At 70.6% G+C, this 19,765-nt stretch carries 18 protein-coding genes and 1 pseudogene; 13 read left to right on the top strand and 6 right to left on the bottom strand.

All coding sequences use genetic code 11. The features are described from left to right. Both C3486_RS27405 and C3486_RS27400 read right to left on the bottom strand, forming a co-directional pair. Positions 1 to 172, bottom strand: a 172-nt coding sequence (locus C3486_RS27405) for an NAD(P)-binding domain-containing protein (RefSeq protein ID WP_181138720.1), incomplete at its 3' end; no start/stop codon positions are given. 25 nt (positions 173 to 197) lie between these two features. Further along, a complete protein-coding gene (locus C3486_RS27400; RefSeq protein WP_103835445.1) occupies positions 198 to 1,043 on the bottom strand; it encodes a TIM barrel protein in 846 nt (281 codons plus the stop codon). Positions 1,044 to 1,178: 135 nt separating this feature from the next. Between C3486_RS27400 and C3486_RS27395 the strand changes: the two genes are divergently transcribed. The 9 genes from C3486_RS27395 to C3486_RS27355 all read left to right on the top strand — a co-directional run bounded on the left by C3486_RS27395 (position 1,179) and on the right by C3486_RS27355 (position 10,083). After that, on the top strand, positions 1,179 to 1,448 hold the full coding sequence (locus C3486_RS27395; protein ID WP_103835444.1) for a hypothetical protein: 270 nt from the start codon (positions 1,179 to 1,181) through the stop codon (positions 1,446 to 1,448). Beyond that, positions 1,445 to 1,825: a helix-turn-helix domain-containing protein gene (locus tag C3486_RS27390; protein WP_103835443.1), complete on the top strand. Its 381-nt coding sequence runs from the start codon at positions 1,445 to 1,447 to the stop codon at positions 1,823 to 1,825. The genes C3486_RS27395 and C3486_RS27390 overlap by 4 nt, the downstream gene beginning before the upstream one ends. Positions 1,826 to 2,003: 178 nt before the next feature. After that, positions 2,004 to 2,516 (top strand): 2-oxo-4-hydroxy-4-carboxy-5-ureidoimidazoline decarboxylase, encoded by a 513-nt coding sequence (gene uraD, locus C3486_RS27385; protein WP_103835442.1) that lies wholly within the window; start codon positions 2,004 to 2,006, stop codon positions 2,514 to 2,516. Continuing rightward, positions 2,513 to 2,914 carry a hydroxyisourate hydrolase gene (gene uraH, locus C3486_RS27380; RefSeq protein ID WP_103835441.1) on the top strand — a complete coding sequence of 134 codons (402 nt, stop codon included), beginning with the start codon at positions 2,513 to 2,515 and terminating at the stop codon, positions 2,912 to 2,914. The genes uraD and uraH overlap by 4 nt, the downstream gene beginning before the upstream one ends. Positions 2,915 to 2,921: 7 nt before the next feature. Beyond that, positions 2,922 to 3,854: a factor-independent urate hydroxylase gene (gene pucL, locus C3486_RS27375; RefSeq protein WP_103835440.1), complete on the top strand. Its 933-nt coding sequence runs from the start codon at positions 2,922 to 2,924 to the stop codon at positions 3,852 to 3,854. 89 nt (positions 3,855 to 3,943) lie between these two features. Continuing rightward, on the top strand, positions 3,944 to 5,353 hold the full coding sequence (locus C3486_RS27370; RefSeq protein WP_181138719.1) for a nucleobase:cation symporter-2 family protein: 1,410 nt from the start codon (positions 3,944 to 3,946) through the stop codon (positions 5,351 to 5,353). Positions 5,354 to 5,396: 43 nt separating this feature from the next. Further along, complete coding sequence (locus C3486_RS27365; protein WP_103835438.1) at positions 5,397 to 6,797, top strand: 8-oxoguanine deaminase; 1,401 nt, start codon at positions 5,397 to 5,399, stop codon at positions 6,795 to 6,797. Positions 6,798 to 7,120: 323 nt separating this feature from the next. Next, positions 7,121 to 8,551, top strand: a complete 1,431-nt coding sequence (locus tag C3486_RS27360; protein WP_103835437.1) for a nucleobase:cation symporter-2 family protein — start codon at positions 7,121 to 7,123, stop codon at positions 8,549 to 8,551. A gap of 137 nt (positions 8,552 to 8,688) precedes the next feature. Further along, complete coding sequence (locus C3486_RS27355) at positions 8,689 to 10,083, top strand: nucleobase:cation symporter-2 family protein (RefSeq protein WP_103835436.1); 1,395 nt, start codon at positions 8,689 to 8,691, stop codon at positions 10,081 to 10,083. A 120-nt stretch (positions 10,084 to 10,203) separates the two neighbouring features. Here C3486_RS27355 and C3486_RS27350 read toward each other — a convergent pair whose 3' ends face one another. From C3486_RS27350 to C3486_RS27340, 3 genes and pseudogenes are all read right to left on the bottom strand, one after another. Beyond that, a complete protein-coding gene (locus tag C3486_RS27350; protein ID WP_103835435.1) occupies positions 10,204 to 11,094 on the bottom strand; it encodes a chitosanase in 891 nt (296 codons plus the stop codon). A 168-nt stretch (positions 11,095 to 11,262) separates the two neighbouring features. Beyond that, complete coding sequence (gene aceB, locus C3486_RS27345; protein WP_103835434.1) at positions 11,263 to 12,891, bottom strand: malate synthase A; 1,629 nt, start codon at positions 12,889 to 12,891, stop codon at positions 11,263 to 11,265. Positions 12,892 to 13,117: 226 nt separating this feature from the next. Next, positions 13,118 to 13,721 (bottom strand): annotated as a pseudogene (locus C3486_RS27340) (NTP transferase domain-containing protein). A 495-nt stretch (positions 13,722 to 14,216) separates the two neighbouring features. On the opposite strand from C3486_RS27340, the gene C3486_RS27335 reads away from it, so the two are divergent. Next, positions 14,217 to 14,537: a DUF5955 family protein gene (locus tag C3486_RS27335; protein WP_258053025.1), complete on the top strand. Its 321-nt coding sequence runs from the start codon at positions 14,217 to 14,219 to the stop codon at positions 14,535 to 14,537. A gap of 182 nt (positions 14,538 to 14,719) precedes the next feature. On the opposite strand, the gene C3486_RS27330 is transcribed toward C3486_RS27335, so the two are convergent. Beyond that, positions 14,720 to 15,520 (bottom strand): IclR family transcriptional regulator, encoded by an 801-nt coding sequence (locus tag C3486_RS27330; protein ID WP_103835432.1) that lies wholly within the window; start codon positions 15,518 to 15,520, stop codon positions 14,720 to 14,722. Positions 15,521 to 15,879: 359 nt separating this feature from the next. On the opposite strand from C3486_RS27330, the gene C3486_RS27325 reads away from it, so the two are divergent. From C3486_RS27325 to allB, 3 genes are all read left to right on the top strand, one after another. After that, complete coding sequence (locus tag C3486_RS27325; protein WP_103835431.1) at positions 15,880 to 16,665, top strand: aspartate/glutamate racemase family protein; 786 nt, start codon at positions 15,880 to 15,882, stop codon at positions 16,663 to 16,665. A 114-nt stretch (positions 16,666 to 16,779) separates the two neighbouring features. After that, positions 16,780 to 18,309, top strand: coding sequence for an NCS1 family nucleobase:cation symporter-1 (locus C3486_RS27320; RefSeq protein ID WP_103835430.1), 1,530 nt, complete (start codon positions 16,780 to 16,782; stop codon positions 18,307 to 18,309). Positions 18,310 to 18,428: 119 nt separating this feature from the next. Further along, a complete protein-coding gene (gene allB / locus C3486_RS27315) occupies positions 18,429 to 19,763 on the top strand; it encodes an allantoinase AllB (protein WP_103835429.1) in 1,335 nt (444 codons plus the stop codon). Positions 19,764 to 19,765: the final 2 nt, after the last annotated feature.

Below are 19,765 nucleotides of genomic sequence, written 5' to 3'. Positions count from 1 at the left end.
CGGCCTCGGCGATGCTGTTGGCGGCGGTGCCGCCGGCCTTGGCCAGCCGGTCGAGCTTGTCCTGCTCCAGGGTGTAGCCGGTGACGGAGTAGCCGGCCTTGATCAGGTTCTCCGCCATCGGGGAGCCCATGATGCCCAGACCGATCCACGCGACCTTGGGAAGAGTACTCACGGAAGGTGCCTTTCGTCGGTCGGAATCAGTGCTGGTCGGCGGCGCGCAGCGGGGCGGGCAGCCACTCGAAGGCGCCGGCGCTCGGCCGGTCGCCGGGCTTGTACTCGAGCCCCACCCAGCCGTCGTAACCGGCCTTCTTCAGGCGGTTGACCAGGTCGGTGAAGTCCAGGTGGCCGGTGCCGGGGGCCCCGCGGCCCGGGTTGTCGGCGATCTGCACGTGCCCGGTCTTCTCGGTGTACTTCTCGATGACCTCATGGAGGTCCTCGCCGTTCATCGCCAGGTGGTACAGGTCCATCAGGAACTTGGCGTTGCCGAGCCCCGTGGCCGCGTTGACCTTGTCGACGACCTCGATGGCCTTGGGCGCGGAGACGATCGGGCACAGCGGCGACTCGGGCTGGTTCAGCGCCTCGATCAGCAGCGTCGCGCCGATGGAGTCGGCGGCCCGGGCGGCCAGGGTGAGGTTGGCGAGGGCCACCTCGTCCTGGAGGTCGGGGTCCACGCCCTCGATGCGGTTGCCGTAGAGCGCGTTGAGCGAGGTGCAGCCCATGGTGCGGGCGAACTCCACCGCGACGGGCACGTTGGCGCGGAACTTCTCGGACTCCTCGCCCGGGAGCGAGAGCGCGCCGCGGTCGGGACCGGGCAGCTGCCCGGCGTAGAAGTTCAGCCCCACCAGCTGAGTGCCGGCGTCGTTCAGCGCGTCCCGCAGTGCGTCCAGCTCGGCCTGGGCCGGCACCGGCGCGTCGACCCACGGCCACCACAGCTCGACCGCGGTGAAACCGGCGGCGGCCGCCGCTGCGGGCCGCTCCAGCAGCGGGAGCTCGGTGAAGAGGATCGACAGGTTGACGTCGAAGCGCGTGTCGGTGAAGCCCATGCGGGGTAAGCGCCTTCCGTATTACGAAACTTTCTTTCTGCTTATTGGAAGACTGCCCGCGGTGCGGAGAGCTGTCAAGGGGTCTCCGGCGGCCGATTGTGGTGACCGGCCCGAGGTCGGCAGTAGGTTGACGGTGTGCGATTGAGAGTGGAGTTCACGACGGAACCGTTCGACCTGGACGAGGCCCCCGACCATGCCGTGGTGGCCCGCGAGGTCGTCACGGGCGCGGAGCTGGACGCCGTCGACGTCGGCCCGTTCGGCAACACCGCCGAGGGCGACGCCGAGCGGGTGCTCACCGCGGTCGACGCGCTGCTGCGGCAGTCCCTGGCGGCCGGCGCCACCCGGGTCTCGCTCCAGGTCAACGTGGTCCAGGACGGTGCGGACGGCAAGGAGGCCGAGCGGTGACCGAGCCTGCCGACCACCCGTTCGTCCAGGCGGTGAAGCCGCTGGTGGACGCGATGGGCGGGGAGATGGTCGCGCCGGAGCTGGCGCAGGGCGACGACGTCGTGCTGACCTGGGAGGGCGCCGACCGGGTGGCCGTACGGCTGCCGCACCTCTCCGACTCCCTGGACCACCTGCTCGCGGACCTGGAGCGCCGGCACGGCTGCCCGCTCGCCGAGCTGGACCGCAAGACCAAACAGTCGGTCGTGCGCATCCTGGAGACCCGCGGCGCCTTCTCCGTACGGCACGGCGTGGAGACGGTCGCGAGCGCCCTCGGCGTCTCCCGGTTCACCGTTTACAACTACCTGAACAGGGAGAACGCGGCCAAGAGCGAGAGCTGACGGGGGCACCTCCCGCTCAGCCGGCTGCAAACCGTCACAAGCCGTCGCTCCGGGTTTCCGGAGCGGCGGCTTTTGTGTTGCCGAGTTTTCAACAAAGTGTTGACGTGGTGTTGCTGGGGGACTTAGCTATGGCCAGCCCGTCCAACGCACCAGCACGACGCAGCCACGGAGGCTTCCCGTGTCTTCGAGTTCGACTCCGGGGCTCACCCGGTTCAATGCCGCCGATGTCAGCGAGGCCAAGGCCGCGCTGCACGAGGTGTGTGCCAGCGAGGCATGGGGGAGCAAGATCCTCGCGCAGCGCCCGTACGCCGACACCGACGCCCTCCTCGCCGCCAGCGACGCCGCCATGGCCGAGCTGACCGCCGAGGACCTGGCGGAGGCCATGGCGGGGCACCCGCCGATCGGCCGCCCCAAGCCGGGCGACCCCACCTCCTCCCGCGAGCAGCGGGGGATGGCAGGGGCCTCCGAAGAGCTGAAGGCGGAAATGCTCGAACTGAACCTGGCCTACCAGGAGCGCTTCGGGCACGTCTTCCTCATCTGCGCCACCGGCCTGACCGCCGAGCAGATGCGGGACGCCGTCCGTAACAGGATCGACAACGCGCCGGAACACGAACGAGAGATCGTGCGTGGGGAGCTCGTCAAGATCAACCGCATCCGCCTGACCCGCCTCGCAGAAGGAGACGCAGCATGAGCAGCGACACGGCTGCCGAACACACGTCGGTGTCCACGCACATCCTGGACACCAGCGTCGGCCGCCCCGCCGAGGGCGTGGCCCTCACGCTCTCCGTGCGCTCCGGCAGCGACGGGGCGTGGACCGCACACGGCGCGTCCAAGACGGACGCGGACGGGCGCTGCAAGGACCTGCCGGCACTGCCGGAGGGCACCACCCACGTGCGCCTCGACTTCGAGACCGAGGCGTACTTCTTCACGAAGAAGCAAGCCGAGGAACAGCAGGACGCCCCCGCGCTACGGGACAGCGGAGCCTTCTTCCCGGAGGTGGCAATCACCTTTGCCGTCAAGCCGGGCGAGCACTACCACGTACCGCTGCTGCTCAACCCGTTCGGCTACTCCGTATACCGAGGGAGCTAGCACCGACATGCCCACGATTCTCGGCCAGAACCAGTACGGCAAGGCGGAAAACCGGGTCGTCAAGATCACCCGGGACGGCGACACGCACCACATCAAGGACCTCAACGTCTCCGTCGCCCTCTCCGGCGACCTGGAGGAGGTCCACCTCTCCGGCTCCAACGCCAACTGCCTGCCGACGGACACGACGAAGAACACCTGCTTCGCGTTCGCCAAGGAATACGGCATCGAGTCCGCCGAGCAGTACGGCATCCACCTCGCCCGGCACTTCGTCGACAGCCAGCCGTCCATCCACCGGGCGCGCATCCGCATCGAGGAGTACGCCTGGGAGCGGATCGCCGGCTCCGACGCGAACTCCAAGTTCATCGGCGCGGACGAGGTGAAGCACTCCTTCGTCCGCAAGGGCCAGGAGATCCGCCTCGCGCAGATCACCTACGACGGCGAGAAGTTCGAGATCCTCACGGGCCTCAAGGACCTGACCGTGATGAACTCCACGAACTCCGAGTTCTGGGGCTACATCAAGGACAAGTACACGACGCTCCAGGAGGACTACGACCGCATCCTCGCCACCTCGCTGTCCACCTGGTGGCGCCACAACTGGACCTCCGACGACCAGCGGATGCCCAACTGGGAGCGGTCCTACGAGCAGGCCAAGAAGCACATCCTGCAGGCCTTCGCCGAGACGTACTCCCTCTCGCTGCAGCAGACCCTGTACCAGATGGGTTCGCGCGTCATCAACAACCGCAGCGAGATAGACGAGATCCGCTTCTCCGCGCCGAACAAGCACCACTTCCGCCAGGACCTCTCGCCCTTCGGTCTCGACAACGAGGCGAAGGACGGGGCCGTCTACTACGCGGCGGACCGCCCGTACGGGCTCATCGAAGCCACCATCCTGCGCGACGGCGTCGACGCGCGCATCCCGGTGGACATGACCAACCTCTGACGGCTCTCCCACGCCGCGAAGTGCCTCGTATCCCCCTCCCGTTCACCCGCACGGCGGGAGGGGGCCGCGAATCCTGAGGGGAACGACCCATGGCACAGCAATCGCACGTAGAGAAACACCCCGTACCGCCCGTCCCCGTCCACCCCGTGGACGAGAAGCTGGGTCCCAAGCGGCTGGTCCCCGCCGCTCTCCAGCACATCGCCGCCATGTACGCCGGTGTGGTCACCCCTCCGCTCATCATCGGCCAGGCCGCCCACCTCGACTCGGCCCAGCAGACCCGGCTGATCGCCGCGAGCCTCCTCATCGCCGGGCTCGCCACGCTCCTGCAGACCCTCGGCATCCGGAAGTTCGCCGGAAACCGGCTGCCGTTCGTGAACGCCGCCTCCTCGGCCGGCATCACCCCCATGCTCGCCATCGCCGAGACCAGCGCCAAAGGGCACCAACTGCCCGCCATCTACGGCGCCGTCATGGTCGCGGGCGTCTTCTGCCTCGCCATCGGTCCCTTCTTCGGCAAGCTGCTGAGGTTCTTCCCGCCGCTGGTCACCGGCGTCGTCATCACCCTCATCGGGGTGACGCTGATGCCCGTACCGGTCGGCTGGGCCCAGGGCGGCGACAAGCAGGCCGCCGACTACGGCGACATGAAGCACCTGGCCCTCGCCGGCTTCACGCTCGTCGTCATCCTGCTGATCCAGCGCTTCACCCAGGGCTTCCTCAAGCAGATCGCCCTGCTCCTCGGCCTGGTCATCGGCACGCTCGCCGCGATCCCCTTCGGCATGGCGGACTTCTCCTCGCTCCGTGAGGCGCCGGTCGCCGCGCTGCCCACGCCCTTCGCCTTCGGCCCGCCCGAGTTCCAGCCCGCCGCGATCCTCTCGCTGTGCATCGTCATGCTCGTCCTGATGACCGAGTCCTCGGCCGGGATGCTGGCCCTCGGCGAGATCTGCGACCGTGAGTGCACCGGCCGGACCATCACCCGCGGCCTGCGCACGGACGGCATCGCCACGCTCATCGGACCGATCTTCGGCGGCTTCCCCACCAGCGCCTTCGCGCAGAACGTGGGCGTCGTGTCGCTGACGAAGGTCCGCAGCCGCTACGTCGTCGCCGTCGCGGGCGGCGCCCTCATCGTGCTCGGCGCCTTCCCCGTCCTCGGCGCGGTCGTCAGCCTCGTGCCCATGCCCGTCCTCGGCGGTGCCGGCATCGTCCTCTTCGGCTCCATCGCGGTCAGCGGCATCCGCACGCTCTCCGAGGCCGGCCTGGACGACAGCTCCAACATCATCCTCGTGGCCGTGTCGCTCGGCGCGGGAATCATCCCGCTCGCCGCACCGACCTTCTACGCGGACTTCCCTGCCTGGGCGCAGACCGTGCTCGGCTCCGGCATCAGCGCCGGCGCGCTCGTCGCGGTCCTGCTCAACCTGTTCTTCCATCATCTCGGCACCCGGAGCACCACACGGGCGGCAGTACTGTCAGCTGCCTCGCCCGGCTCCGGCACTCAAATCCCGTAGGGCCATGCCGTGCCCCGAACCGCCAAAGATCGAAGGAACCGCCATGGCAGCACCGGCATCCCCTGACAGCGCGGTCGCGCGCACCGTCATCGAGAACTGCGCGATCGCGACCGTCGACGCCGACGACACGGAGTACGCCTCCGGGCATGTCGTCGTCGCCGGCAACCGCATCGAGTCGGTGGGCGCGGGACCCGCGCCCGAGGGCCTGGCCGGTGTCGTCCGCCGCATCGACGGCACCGGCCACCTGCTCACCCCCGGCCTGGTCAACACCCATCACCACTTCTACCAGTGGCTCACCCGCGGCCTGGCCACCGACCACAACCTCTTCGACTGGCTGGTCGCGCTCTACCCCACCTGGGCCCGCATCGACGAGCCCATGGCGGCAGCGGCGGCGCGGGGTTCGCTGGCGATGATGGCCCGCGGCGGCGTCACCACCGCCATGGACCACCACTACGTCCATCCGCGCGGCGCCGGCGACCTGTCCGCGGCGATCATCAAGGCCGCGTCGGACATGGGCGTGCGCTTCACGCTCGCCCGCGGCTCGATGGACCGCGGCGAGTCCGACGGCGGACTGCCGCCGGACTTCGCGGTGGAGTCCCTGGAGGGCGCGCTCGCGGCCACCGAGAAGACCATCGACCGGCACCACGACGCCTCCTTCGACGCCATGACGCAGGTCGCGGTCGCGCCCTGCTCGCCGTTCTCGGTCTCCACCGACCTCCTCAGGCAGGGCGCCGAACTCGCCCGCCGCAAGGGCGTACGGCTGCACACCCACGGCAGCGAGACGGTGGAGGAGGAGAAGTTCTGCCACGAGCTGTTCGGCATGGGCCCGACCGACTACTTCGAGTCCACCGGCTGGCTCGGCGAGGACGTGTGGATGGCGCACTGCGTCCACATGAACGACTCCGACATCGCCGCGTTCGCCCGTACGGGTACGGGTGTGGCGCACTGCCCGTCCTCCAACGCGCGCCTCGCGGCCGGCATCGCCCGCGTACCGGACATGCTCGTGGCCGGCGTCCCGGTCGGCCTCGGCGTGGACGGCACCGCCTCGAACGAGTCCGGCGAGCTGCACACCGAACTCCGCAACGCGCTGCTCATCAACCGCCTCGGCGCCCACCGCGAGGCCGCCCTGAATGCCCGTCAGGCGCTGCGCCTGGGCACGTACGGCGGCGCGCGGGTGCTCGGCCGGGCGGCGCAGATCGGCTCGGTGGAGGCCGGCAAGCTCGCCGACCTGGTGCTGTGGAAGCTGGACGGCCTCGGCCACTCCACCATCGCCGACCCGGTCACCGCGCTGGTCTTCGGCGCGGCGGCCCCGGTGACCCTCTCGCTCGTCAACGGCGAGCCGGTGGTCGAGGACAACCGGCTCACCACCGCCGACGAGGACGAGATCGCGCGCACCGCACGCACCGAGGCGCGGCGGCTCGCCCGCACCGCCGCCGGGGGCTGACCCCGGCGGCACGGCACCACCCGTACCGCGGCCTCGCACCACCGGCCCGTACGGCACACCTGAAGACTCGGCCGGGAGGGACGGCTCCCGGCTGAGCTTGTGGATCCGAGCGGGATCCACAAGCACCGGCCCGGGGCGCGGGTTTCCGCCCGCGTACCCGGGCCGGCCCACACCCGCACGTCCCGCGTCACCACGCACACCCCCCACGCGCGCCATGAGCGCCACTCGCTCCGCACAGCACCCGCAAGGCATCACATGGCATTCCCTCCGTGACAGGCTCGTGCCGCCGCGCCCGGTGGCACAGAAATCGAAGGAGGCCCGCAGTGGCCGCAACTCCCGGGCAGCACGTGGAGGGGGACCGGAAGCACCCGGTCGACGAGACCCTTCCGCCTTTCAAGATGTTCACCAGCGGCCTGCAGCACGTGGCCGCGATGTACGCGGGCGTGGTGGCCCCGCCGATGATCGTCGGGCCGGCCTGCGGGCTGAGCGCGACCGAGACCGCCTTCCTCATGGGTGCCAGCCTCTTCACCGCCGGCATCGCCACCCTGCTCCAGACGCTGGGCTTCTGGAAGGTCGGCGCCAAGCTCCCCTTCGTCAACGGCGTCTCGTTCGCCGGCGTCACCCCGATGGTCGCCATCGGCAAGGCGCAGAGCCCCGGGAACGCGCTGCCGATCATCTTCGGCGCGGTGATCGTCGCCGGTGTGCTCGGCTTCTTCGTCGCGCCCTACTTCTCCAAGCTGGTCCGCTTCTTCCCGCCGGTCGTCACCGGCACCGTGATCACCCTGATCGGCGTCTCGCTGCTCCCGGTGGCCTTCAACTGGTCGCAGGGCGGCAACGCGGCCGCGCCCGACTACGGCTCGCTGACCAACATCGGCATGGCGGCCCTGACCTTCGTGATCGTGCTGGTCCTGCGGCGCACCCTGCGCGGCTTCCTGCAGCAGATCTCCATCCTGCTCGGCCTGATCGCCGGCACGCTGATCGCGATACCCGTCGGCATCACCGACTTCAGCGTGCTCGCCAAGGCCGACGTCGTCGGCTTCCCGACGCCCTTCCACTTCGGGGCCCCGCAGTTCGACATCGCCGCGATCGTCTCGATGTGCATCGTGATGCTGGTCTGCATGACCGAGTCGACCGCCGACATGCTCGCGCTCGGCAAGATCGTGGGGCGGCCCGCCGACGAGCGGACCATCGCGGGCGGTCTGCGCGCCGACACCCTGGGCACGGCCGTCAGCCCGCTCTTCAACGGCTTCGCGTGCAGCGCGTTCGCGCAGAACATCGGCCTGGTCGCGATGACCAAGGTACGCAGCCGCTTCGTCGTCGCCACCGGCGGTCTGATCCTGATCGTCCTGGGCCTCTGTCCGATCGCCGCCTCGGTCATCTCCCTCGTGCCGCTGCCGGTCCTGGGCGGCGCGGGCATCGTGCTCTTCGGCTCGGTCGCCGCCAGCGGCATCCAGACCCTGTCGACCGCGGCGCTGGAGAAGGGGGAGAACGCGCTGATCGTCGCGGCGGCCGTCGGCATCGGCCTGATACCGATCGCGGCGCCCGACTTCTACCACAACTTCCCCAAGGACCTGCTGGTCGTGCTGGACTCCGGCATCTCGACCGGCTGTCTGGTCGCCATCGTCCTCAACCTGCTCTTCAACCACCTTCGCGCAGGCCGTGAAGGTGAACGGGAGGCGTCGGCGGGGCTTCTGGAGGACGGCATTCCGTCGCAACGGCCTGCGGAAGGGTCTTCCGCTGCCGGGGTGCACTGACGTAACGTCGTGCCGCCCAGCGCATGACGGAAGTTACTTTCCAGTCTTGAGGTCGGCCCGCCCTGGGCTCCCGTACGCACGCGGAGCCCCGGGGCGGAGCCGGCCGCATCCCGTACGAGACGGAAGAAGCGCCACCCATGAGTTCTGCCCGCGTCCCGTCCGACGCTCCCGCGCCACCCACGAGCGGCACCGCCGCCGTGCACCCCGTCGACGAGGTGCTGCCGGCGGGCCGCATGCTCGTCGCGAGCCTCCAGCACGTCGCCTCGATGTACGCCGGTGCCGTCTCGGTACCGCTCGTCGTGGCGGTCGCGGCCAAGATGTCCGCCGCCGACACCGCCGTCCTGATGGGCGGCAGCCTCCTGATGGCCGGCATCGCGACGCTGCTGCAGACGCTCGGCATCGGCAACTTCATCGGCTCCAAGCTGCCGTTCGTCAACGGCGTCTCCTTCGCGGGCGTCGGCGTGATGCTGACGATCCTCACCACCCAGGGCGGCGTGCAGGCGGGCATGCCGGTCGTCTTCGGAGCGATCATCGTCTCGAGCCTCTTCGGCTTCCTGGTCAGCTCCTACTTCTCCCGCCTGGTGCGGTTCTTCCCGCCGGTCGTCACCGGCTCGGTGATCCTCCTCATCGGCGTCTCGCTCATCCCGGTCGCCTACGAGTGGATCGTGGACGGCGCCCCGTCCGGCACCCCGCACCCGAAGAACATCGCCCTGGCGGCCGCGACCATCGTGGTCATGCTGCTGCTCCAGCGCTTCACGCGGGGCTTCCTCAAGCAGATCAGCATGCTCTTCGCGATGCTCTTCGGCACGCTGCTGGCGATCCCGATGGGCCTCGCCGACTTCTCGAAGCTGGACGGCGCGGCGCCGTTCGGCGTCCCGGAGCCGCTGCACTTCGGCGCCCCGCAGTTCTCCCTGCCCGCGATCGTCTCGATGTGCGTGGTCATGCTGGTGATCCTCACGGAGTCCACCGCCGACATGATCGCCCTGGGCAAGATCGTGGACCGGGAGGTGGACGAGAAGACCATCGCCCGCGGCCTGCGCGCCGACAGCCTCGGCTCCGCGCTCAGCCCGCTCTTCAACGCCTTCCACGCCAGCGCCTTCGCGCAGAACATCGGCCTGGTCGTGATCTCCAACGTGCGCAGCCGCTTCGTGGTGGCCCTCAGCGGCGGCCTGCTGGTCCTGATCGGCCTCAGCCCGGCCGCCGCGGCGCTGATCTCCGTCGTGCCGATGCCGGTACTGGCCGCCGTCAGCCTCTTCCTCTTCGGCTCCATCGCGGTCAGCGGCATCCAGACGCTGCTCCAGGCCGACCTGCACCGCGGTGACAACGCGCTGATCGTCGTCGTCACGCTCGGCGCCGGCCTCGCCCCCGCCCTCTCCAAGGGCTTCTACGACGCGTTCCCCTCGTGGGCGCAGATCGTCCTCGGCTCGGGCATCTCCACTGGCTGCCTGCTGGCCGTCACCCTGAACCTGGTCTTCAACCACCTGGGCAAGCGCACCCGCGCGGCGGCCGAGGAACCGGCCGCCGCACACTGAGCCGCCGGACACCGAGCTACCGGACGCCGAGCCGCCGTACGGCCGGTCCCGGTCACCGGCGGGCGGGGCGCGTGGGGTGCCCCGCCCGCCGGTTCACGGCGTTCGTACCGGCCTGCGCCGTCAGCCGATGTGGTACGGGTCCCCGTACACCTTCCAGTCCAGCGGCGGGTCCAGGTTCAGGTTTCCCTTGTTCAGGAAGACCCGCTGCGCGGTGTCCACCCGGCTGGTGTCGCTGTGCGCCTCCTCCTGCTTCATGGCCCACACCCGCGCGTCGAGGAAGGCGGTCAGGTACTTCTTCTCGTCCCCGCCCTGGGCCGGCGGCTTGGCCTTCGCCAGCGCCTTCTTCCGTATGCTGCCGAAGCTCGTCGGGTCGCCGCCGTCCCCGTGCATCACGATGGCGTCGTAGTAAGCGAACTGCCCGAGCGCCCCGACCCCGTCCGCCTTCCCCTGCTTCACCGCGGGGTTGAAGTACACCCGGTCCCGCTCGTCGTTCTGCGCCTGCTGGAACGCCCGGTCCTGCGCGGCCTTCTTCCAGGCGTCGGTGAAGCCCTTGCCCAGCCCCTCGTGCGAGTCGCTGCCGTCCACCTTGCGCAGCGCGGGGAGGTACTTGGCGAGTACGTTGTCCGGCTTCCGCTTCGTGTACAGCTCCACCAGCTCCAGCATGTCGTGCGTGCCGGAGCAGAAGCCGATGATGCCGCCGGTGTACCCGCGGCCGTCACCGATGTCCTCGATGTAGCCGTACTGCGCCTTCCAGTCCAGCGAGGAGTTCTCCGCGCTGGACACCAGCTGCATGGCGATCTCCTTCTTCGCCGGGTCGTCGAGCCCGGCCGCGGCCCGCGGCACGGTCGCCTGCGGGGCGGGGGAGTGGGCGGCGGAGTGCCGGGCGCCCTGGGTGTCTCCGGGCAGCCCCGTGGCCGCCACCGCGGTCGCCGGCACGGCCAGCAGTGCCAGCCCCAGGGCCACCCGGACAACGGGCCTGCCGACCGCCGCTGCTGTCGATCGGGTACGCATGAGGGATCGCCTCCAGTCAGGAGAGTTCCGTGGGGGGTTCCCCAATCGTTAGGAAGCTTTCCTACCAGACCGGGGAGTTGACGTATACCCGTCAGGAGTTGGGGAGTTGAGCGCAACGCGAGCGCCCCCGCCGCGGGTGCGGCGGGGGCGCTCGGTGGATCCGGGGCGTCAGCCCAGCTGTTCGTACGCCGGGAGGGTGAGGAAGGCGGCGTAGTCGGTGTCCAGGGAGACCTGGAGGAGCAGGTCGTGGGCCTGCTGCCACTTGCCGGCGGCGAACGCCTCCTCGCCGATCTCCTTGCGGATGGCGGCCAGTTCCTCGGCGGCGACCTCGCGGGCGAGTTCGGCCGTGGCCTTCTTGCCGTTCTCGAACTCCACGCCCGCGTTGATCCACTGCCAGATCTGGGAGCGGGAGATCTCGGCGGTGGCCGCGTCCTCCATGAGGTTGAAGATGGCCACGGCGCCCAGGCCGCGCAGCCACGCCTCGATGTAACGGATGCCGACCTGGACGGCGTTGACGAGGCCGTCGTAGGTGGGCTTCGCGTCGAGCGAGTCGATGGCGATCAGGTCCTCGGCCTTGACGTCGACGTCCTCGCGCAGGCGGTCCTTCTGGTTCGGCTTCTCGCCGAGGACCTTGTCGAAGGACTCCATCGCGATCGGGACCAGGTCGGGGTGGGCCACCCAGGAGCCGTCGAAGCCGTCGCCGGCCTCGCGGTCCTTGTCGGCGCGGACCTTCTCGAACGCGACCTTGTTGACCTCGGCGTCCCGGCGGGACGGGATGAAGGCCGCCATGCCGCCGATGGCGTGGGCGCCGCGCTTGTGGCAGGTACGGACCAGCAGCTCGGTGTAGGCGCGCATGAACGGGGCCGTCATCGTGACCGCGTTGCGGTCCGGGAGGACGAACTTGGCGCCGCCGTCACGGAAGTTCTTCACGATCGAGAAGAGGTAGTCCCAGCGGCCGGCGTTCAGGCCCGAGGCGTGGTCGCGCAGCTCGTAGAGGATCTCCTCCATCTCGTAAGCGGCGGTGATCGTCTCGATGAGGACGGTGGCGCGGACGGTGCCCTGCGGGACGCCGACGTAGTCCTGCGCGAAGACGAAGATCTCGTTCCAGAGGCGGGCCTCGAGGTGCGACTCGGTCTTCGGCAGGTAGAAGTACGGGCCCTTGCCGAGGTCCAGCAGGCGCTTGGCGTTGTGGAAGAAGTACAGGCCGAAGTCGACGAGGGCGCCGGGGACGGGCTTGCCGTCGAGCTGGAGGTGGCGCTCGTCGAGGTGCCAGCCGCGGGGGCGCATGACGACGGTCGCGAGCTCCTCGGCGGGCTTGAGCGCGTACGACTTGCCGCTGCGCTCGTCGGTGAAGTCGATCCGGCGCTCATAGGCGTCGATCAGGTTGAGCTGGCCGAGGACGACGTTCTCCCAGGTGGGGGCCGAGGCGTCCTCGAAGTCGGCGAGCCAGACCTTGGCGCCCGAGTTGAGCGCGTTGATGGTCATCTTGCGGTCGGTGGGACCGGTGATCTCCACGCGGCGGTCGTTCAGGGCCGCGGGGGCCTCGGCCACCTTCCAGGAGTCGTCCGCGCGGATGTGCGCGGTCTCCGGGAGGAAGTCCAGCGTGCTGGTCCGGGCGATCTCCGCGCGGCGCTCGTCGCGACGCTTCAGGAGCTCGTCGCGGCGGGGGGTGAACCGGCGGTGCAGCTCAGCCACGAAGGCCAGGGCGGCCTCGGTGAGGACCTCGTCCTGGCGCGCGGGCACCTTGGCGGGGTCGACGTCGACGATGGCCAGCGGGGACGGCGCTGGTGCGGACATGGGCTGTCACTCCAATTCAGCGGCGGTGCCTTGCGGCCGCCGGGTCGCCCGGACGGCACTGGGTGCCGAGGGCTCCGAGATACGGTCGCCGGCGCCGTCTGGTGTTCAGGGCGCTTCTGACCAGTGGAGAGTAGTTTCCTTATAGCGGAAGTTCAATGGTTTGTTGACGTCGAGATTCTTTTGATCGACAGATGAGGTGATCGAATGGCGCTGAGTGCCATCGCGGTCACGCTCCATCACTGCCCCGGGCGGCGCAATCCGTGCCGAGTCTGCCGAGGTCGGCCGGGGTGTCGATGTCGTACGGCTCGGCCACGTCGGCGCATTCGACGAGCGTGAGCGCGTCGGCGTGCGCCGCGAGATAGTCCCCGTGCGCCCCGGTCGCCCCTCGCGCCCGCCGCCACCCCGGCCCAGTGCGCCGCGCCGAACAGCACGGGGTGCCCGCGCCGCCCTTCGTACGCAGCGGCCGCCAGGTCGGCGCCCGCCTCGTACGCGGCCACCAGCCTGGCCACCGCGGCGGCGCCGATGCCCGGCTGGTCGACCAGCGAGACCAGTACGGCGCCCGCGCCCGAACCGGCCAGTGCCGCGAGGCCGGCGCGCAGGGACGTGCCCATGCCCGCCTGCCAGTCGGGGTTCTCCGTGACGGCGTACCCGGACAGCTCGGCCCGCGCCCGCACCTCGCCGGCCGCGGCGCCCAGCACGACGTGCACGGGGCCGCAGCCGCCGTCCCGCAGCACCCGCGCGGCGTTCTCCACCAGCGGCCGGCCGCGGTACTCCAGCAGCGCCTTGGGGCGGCCGCCCAGCCGCCGTCCGCCGCCGGCCGCGAGCAGCAGCCCGGCGACGGGCGGCCGCCCGGCCGGCGCGGACGGGGTGAGCGGGGCGGGGGCGCGGTCTGCGCCGGCGTCGGAGGTCGTCATGGGGCCTGCTTACCGCATCGGGGCGCGCGGCGGCACGCACGCCGGCACCTCGCGCGGAACGCCGGGCGCGCCCGGCGCACCACGGGCGCGGGCCCGAAGTCAACGCGGCTTCGCACAAAACGACGATTCTGCGTCAGATGTGGCCGCGGGCTCCGCGTGAACGGCGCCGGTCACGGTCCCGGCGCCGCCGCCCGCGGGGGCGCCGGGCCGCGGCGGGGCAACGGACGTGCCGGTCGGGCGTCATGTGCCCGTTGCGCAAAGGTCCAACTGAATTTCGCTCTCCGTATGGCGCGAATAGCGCACCGTGGCGTTAACTGATCCGCGGCTTCGCGAGGGCGCGGAGCCAAGGGGGCCGGGTGAGGGGGCGATGTTGTGGCGTGCGAACCAACGGCCGTGGAAGGTGCCGTCGTTGTGGAGCAGTGGCAGAGGCAGAGGCCGAGGCAGGAGACCGGGGTCGAGGACGATCCGCGGGTCGAGGCGCTGCGCGTGGCCGTCGGCCGGCTCCGCCGCGAACTGGCCGCCTACCCCGCCGAACTGCCCGACCGGGGCGTCGCCGAAGAAGAGCTGGCCACGCTGGACGCCATGGTGAGCGGCGGCACGCCCGAGGTGCCGCGGCTGCGCCGCTCCCTGCTGCTGATCGCGGGGGCGGTCGGCTCGGTCAGCGCGCTGTCGCCCACCCTCACCGAGGTACGCAAGGTCATCGACCTCTTCGGCGACCTGCCGCGCGGCTGACGCAAGCCCGCCGGCCGAACGGGAGGCCGCCGACGGAGCGGGACGTCCCGGAAACCGGCGTGAACCGGCGAGCGGCGTAGGCGACAAGCGGCGTGAAACGACAAGCGGCGTGAAACGACAAGCGGGGCGCGGGGCGGCATGCCCGCGCCCCGCTTCGCTCGTACGCGCCGGGCCGCGCCCCGCTACGCCGGGTTCTGGTTCGCCAGCGCCACCGACAGCTCGCGGGCGACCTCCTGGAGGACCGGCACGATCTTGTCCGTGGCGGCCTCGGTGACCCGGCCGGTGGGGCCGGAGATCGAGATGGCCGCGGCGGTGGGCGAGTCCGGGACCGGCACCGCGATGCAGCGGACGCCGATCTCCTGCTCGTTGTCGTCCACGGCGAAGCCCTGCCCGCGCACCTCTTCGAGGGCGCTCAGGAAGGCGTCCGGCTCGGTGATCGTCTTCTCGGTCGCGGCCGGCATGCCCGTACGGCCCAGCAGCGCGCGCACCTCCTCCGGCGCGTGGTTCGCCAGCAGCGCCTTGCCCACGCCGGTGGTGTGCGGCAGCACCCGGCGGCCGACCTCGGTGAACATGCGCACCGCGTGCCGGGACGGCACCTGCGCCACGTACACGATCTCGTCGCCGTCCAGCAGGGCCATGTTCGCCGTCTCGCCGGTCTCCTCGACCAGCCGGGCGAGGTACGGGCGGGCCCAGGTGCCGAGCAGCCGCGAGGCGCTCTCGCCGAGGCGGATCAGGCGGGGCCCGAGCGCATACCGGCGGTTCGGCTGCTGGCGGACGTAACCGCAGGCCACCAGCGTGCGCATCAGGCGGTGGATGGTCGGCAGCGGCAGCCCGCTGCTGGCCGACAGCTCGCTGAGGCCGACCTCGCCGCCGGCATCTGCCATCCGTTCCAGCAGGTCGAAGGCGCGCTCCAGGGACTGGACGCCCCCGGTCGCGGCTGCGGGCTTGGCTGCGTCGGAAGTGCTGGCGCTGGACGGCGGCACGTCGCGTTCCTTTCGGATCAGAGGGTGTCGGGCCCGGCGCGTGCAGAGGGAGAGTTCCGCGTCCGACCGGGAGCAGCCTACCGTTCCCTTCCTGTCGACACACTGTCTATCGCACAGTCGTTCCCGCCGGTCAGCCCCCGTTTCCCGGCCGGCCCGGGGCGCGACCTGGGTTACTCGCCAGGATCTCTTGACGCCCCTAGTGGTCGAAGCTACGTTCTGCAACTCGAAAGCTACTGCCCATTCTGTGGAATCCTCCAATTCGCCGAAGCGCCGGGCGCACCGCTGCCGCCGCCCCTCACGGGCCCCGGCCGGCCCCCGTACCGCTTCCCGCGTTGGAGCCTCCGGCTTCCTGGAGTGTCATGCGCATTCTCGTCATGAACCCCAACACCACGGCTTCCATGACCGCCTCGATCCGCGCCACCGCCACCGCCGTCGCCTCGCCCGGCACCGAGATCATCGCCACTGAGCCGCTCTGGGGCCCGGAGTCGATCGAGGGCCACTTCGAGGGGTACCTCAGCGCCGCGGCTGTACTGGACCGCCTCACCACCCTGGACTTCCCCTTCGACGCACTGGTCATGGCCGGGTTCGGCGAGCCGGGCCGGGAGGGCGCCCAGGAACTGCTGGACGTGCCCGTCCTGGACATCACCGAGAGCGCCGCCCAGATGGCGATGATGCTCGGCCACTCCTACGGCGTCGTCACCACCCTGGACCGGGCCGTCCCGCAGATCCGCGACCGGCTGCTCACCGCGGGCCTGCTGCAGCGCTGCGCCGGCGTCCGCGGCACCGGTCTCGGCGTCCTGGAGCTGGAGGAGGACGCGGAGCGGACCACCCGGATCATCGTCGAGACGGCCCGCGAGGCCGTGCGCGACGGCGCCGAGGTGATCTGCCTGGGCTGCGGCGGCATGGCTGGGCTCCAGGAGCGGGTCTCCGCCGAGCTGGGCGTGCCGGTGGTCGACGGCGTCGCGGCGGCCGTGAAGTTCGCCGAGGCGGTGGCCGGTCTGGGGCTCGCCACCAGCGCCGTACGGAGCTTCGCGGCGCCGCGCCCGAAGCGCATCGGCTCCTGGCCGCTCAGTACGCATCTGTCCCTTTCGGCCGCCTCGTCCTCGCGTAACGCCGATTTTTCTTCCCAGACATCAGGCATCTGACATCTGAGGTCTATCTCTAGACATCAGGCATCTGACGTCTGAACATCTGGGAACCACGCCCCGCACGGCACCCCGACAGCAGTGAGTTCCGTTCCGATCCGCCGGGAGGATCACGTGGCCACACCTGCACCACCCCTGAAGCCGGACCCGCGCCTCTTCAACGAGGACCTGGCCCCGGCGCCGGAACGCAAATGGGGCACGTACAGCGTCTTCGCGCTGTGGATGTCCGACACCCACGCGATCAGCAACTACGCCTTCGCGTCCAGCCTCTTCGTCCTCGGGCTGCCGGCCTGGGAGGTCTTCCTCGCGCTGCTGGCCGGCATCACGATCGTGTACTGGCTGATGAACCGCATGGGGCACGCGGGCCACCGCACCGGCGTCCCGTACCCCGTGCTCGCCCGCGCCAGCTGGGGCGTGTACGGCGCGAACATCCCCGCGCTGCTGCGTGCCGTGATGGCGGTCGCCTGGTACGGCATCCAGACCTGGCTGGCCTCGACCGCGGTGGTGCTGCTCGCCATCCAGGTCGCGCCGGGCCTGGACGCCTACCACCACAACTCGTTCCTGGGCCTGTCCACCCTGGGCTGGGTCTCCTTCATGTTCATGTGGGGGCTGCAGGCGCTGCTGCTGACCCGCGGCATGGAGTTCATCCGCAAGGTCCAGGACTTCGCGACCGGCCCCGTCGTCTGGCTCGTCGTCCTCGCGCTCGCCGTCTACCTGGTGGTGAAGGCGGGCGGCGACATCTCGCTCACCCGCAGCCTGACCGGCCTGAGCGGTGCCGAGCAGGCGCACCAGAGCCTGATCGCGGTCAGCCTCACGGTCGCCACCTTCCTCACGCTCGTCCTCAACTACGCGGACTTCGCCCGGTTCACGCCCGATCACCGCTCCTACCGGCGCGGCAACCTCATCGGCCTGCCGGTGAACTTCACCGCCTTCGCGGTGGTCGCCGTGCTGGTCACAGCGGGCACGATCTCAGTGTTCGGCGAGGCGATCTACGATCCGGTGAAGGTGATCCAGAAGATCGACAACCCCGTGGTGACGGTGGTCGGCGCGCTCTCCTTCATCGTGGCCACCATCGGCATCAACGTCGTCGCCAACTTCGTCTCGCCCGCCTACGACTTCGCCAACCTCGCGCCGAAGTACCTGAACTTCAAGCGCGGCGGACTGATCACGGCGGTCCTCGCGGTGCTGGTGCTGCCGTGGAAGCTGTACTCCTCGGCGCTGGTGATCCAGTACTTCCTGGGCGCCCTCGGCGCGTTCCTCGGGCCGCTGGTGGCGATCCTGCTCGTCGACTACTACTTCGTCCGGCGCGGCCGGATCGACGTGGACGCGCTGTTCGCCGCCGACGCGGCCGGCGCGTACCACTACCGCAGGGGCTACAACCCGAAGGCGCTGGCCGCCTTCGTGCCGTCCGCCGTGCTCGCCGCGGTGATCGCCCTGGTGCCGGCCTTCGACGCCGTCGCGCCCTTCTCCTGGGTCTTCGGCATGGGCGTGGCCGGCGGGCTGTACTGCGCGGTGTCCCGGCGCGGCCGGATGGTCGGCAGTCCGATACCGGACGAGATCATCCCGTCGCAGGTCAGGAAGGTGCCGGGCGGGGCGGCGCCGGTGGCGGGCCAGGTGCGGGTGACGGCCACCGAAGGCTCCTGAGGGGTCTTGACGGGCTGCCGCCCGGGGGGAAAACTCTTCAACAGAACGTTGAATTCCGCAGTGCGGAAAGTTCAGGACTGCGGGTACCGACAAGCAACACTTACCGGAAAGGGGACCGGGTGTCCGACGCACAGCTGGTGCTGCGCTCCACGCGAGTCATCACACCTGAGGGGACGCGGGCCGCGTCCGTCACCGTCCAGGACGGGCGTATCGCCGCGGTGCTGCCGCACGACGCCGAGCCCCCCGCCGGGGCACGGGTCGAGGACTTCGGTGACGACGTCCTCCTCCCCGGGCTCGTCGACACCCACGTCCACGTCAACGACCCCGGCCGTACGGAGTGGGAGGGCTTCTGGACCGCCACCCGCGCGGCCGCGGCCGGCGGCATCACCACCCTCGTGGACATGCCGCTCAACAGCCTCCCGCCGACCACCACGGCCGAGAACCTCGACATCAAGCGCGAGGTCGCCCGGTCCAAGGCGCACATCGACGTCGGCTTCTGGGGCGGCGCCATCCCCGGCAACGTCAAGGACCTGCGGCCGCTGTACGACGCCGGCGTCTTCGGCTTCAAGTGCTTCCTCTCGCCCTCCGGCGTGGACGAGTTCCCGCAGCTGGACCAGGAGCAGCTGGCCGCGGCCCTGGAGGAGATCGCGGGCTTCGGCGGCCTGCTCATCGTGCACGCGGAGGACCCGGGCCACCTGGAGTCCGCGCCGCCGGTCAGCGGCCCCAAGTACGCCGACTTCCTCGCCTCCCGGCCGCGCGTCTCCGAGGACGAGGCGATCGCCGGGCTCATCGCACTGGCCAAGCGCCTCGACGCGCGCGTCCACGTGCTGCACCTCTCCTCCTCCGACGCGCTGCCGCTGATCGCGGCCGCGAAGGCGGAGGGCGTCAAGGTCACGGTCGAGACCTGCCCGCACTTCCTCACCCTGACCGCCGAGGAAATCCCGGACGGCGCAACGGAGTTCAAGTGCTGCCCGCCGATCCGCGAGTCCGCGAACCAGGACGCGCTCTGGCAGGGCCTGGCCGACGGCACGATCGACTGCATCGTCTCCGACCACTCGCCGTCCACCACCGACCTGAAGACCCCGGACTTCGGCTCGGCCTGGGGCGGCATCTCCTCCCTCCAGCTCGGCCTGCCGGCGATCTGGACGGCGGCGCGCGCCCGCGGCCACTCGCTGGAGGACGTGGTCCGCTGGATGGCGGCGGCCCCCGCGGCCCTGGTCGGCCTGGATCGCAAGGGCGCCATCGCCCCCGGCCGCGACGCCGACTTCGCGGTCCTGGACCCGGAGGCCACCTTCACCGTCGACCCGGCGCACCTCCAGCACCGCAACAAGATCACCGCCTACGCCGGCAAGACCCTGCACGGCGTGGTCCGCTCCACCTGGCTGCGCGGCCGCAGGATCAACGACGCCGGCACCCTGACGGAACCCACGGGCGAACTCCTCACCCGCCCGTAACC

The sequence above is a fragment of the Streptomyces sp. Ru73 genome (genome assembly GCF_002920575.1).
Lineage (GTDB): Bacteria > Actinomycetota > Actinomycetes > Streptomycetales > Streptomycetaceae > Streptomyces.
The sequence above is the reverse complement of the archived record's forward strand: the minus strand, read 5'-3'. Positions and strand labels throughout refer to the sequence as shown.